The following is a 1152-nucleotide window of genomic DNA, read 5'->3' as shown; positions in this document are numbered from 1 at the left end:
ATACCCCGCAGGGACTCTCCCGCCTTGTGCCGCGCCACAATCTCAGCGCGGGTGTCAGCGGCGACCTCTGGCCGGTTGCCTGCGTCCACTCCCCAGACGATGCCGCGAGCCCGGCGTGACTCGTGCTGACGCTTGACGCGCTTGCTGACCATGGCGCGCTCGTACTCAGCTGCGGCGGCGAGCATCTGGGCGACCAGACGGCCCTCCGGCGTGGTCGTGTCCACTGCGCCCAGTCCAAGCACCACGACCGCCCAGTTACGGCGGGTAGCCCGGTCGAGGATTCGGGAGAAGTCGCTCACGCTGCGGGAGAGGCGGTCGAGGTCGAGGGCGAATAGTGCCGCGGCCTCTCCCCGGTCGAGACGGTCGAGAGCAGAGACGAGCCCGGCGCGGTTGCTGACCTTGCTGCCGGACTTGCCCTCGTCTGCGACGACCTCGACGCGGTAGCCCTTGGCCTCAGCTGCGGCGGTGAGCGTCTGGGTCTGGGAGTCGAGGGAGTGTCCCTCTGAGACCTGCCTGCCGGTGCTGACGCGCACATAGACGAGAGCGAGAGGGAGGGAGTCTGTCTGCTTGGTCATGGCATAAGCGTACACACTTGCAAGCAACTATGCAAGTACTGGGGGAGACTCCACGCCAGAGGTCGAGGGGAGTACCCACGACGAGCACCCTCGCGCACCCTGATTCACGCTCACTCACGCCGGGAAGTCGAGGGGAGACTCATCGCCAGACCACGAGGGGAGAGTCCTTACAGTGGTTCAGGTTGCATTTGGTCGTGCAATCTGCGGCGGTCTCAGAATGCCCATGGACTGGGGTATGGGTCTGTGCGCGTTTCGCATCTCGACCCCAGTCTCCGGTACTGACCGGGCGGGCTAGGCGGCTCTCTAAGGCTCTGGCGGTGCGTCCGCGGCCTGACCTAGCCCTAGCCCACGGAATCCCTCCAGGTGGCTCTCAGGGGCGTTTGGGCGGTACTGGGACGGTTGTGAGGCTTGACGCTGCCACGGTTCGCTGAGCAGGTCTGCGAGGTCGTCTCCCCGGCGACTGTGCCGGTGCGCTGAGACGAGCAGTCGCCGGTAGCGGCGGTCGGCCTCTGAGCGGGTCGGCCTGAATCCGGCGAGCACTGACTGAATGGCGCGCTCCAGACGCTCACGGTCTACG

At 66.5% G+C, this 1152-nt stretch carries 1 protein-coding gene; it reads right to left on the bottom strand.

Annotated features, from left to right (window positions below):
* Window positions 1-575, bottom strand: a 575-nt coding sequence (locus tag EB084_26145; GenBank protein NDD31746.1) for a recombinase family protein, incomplete at its 3' end; no start/stop codon positions are given.
* Window positions 576-1152: the final 577 nt, after the last annotated feature.

This window comes from Pseudomonadota bacterium (genome assembly GCA_010028905.1).
Taxonomy (GTDB): Bacteria; Vulcanimicrobiota; Xenobia; order RGZZ01; family RGZZ01; genus RGZZ01.
This window is presented reverse-complemented; position numbering and strand designations above follow the sequence as displayed.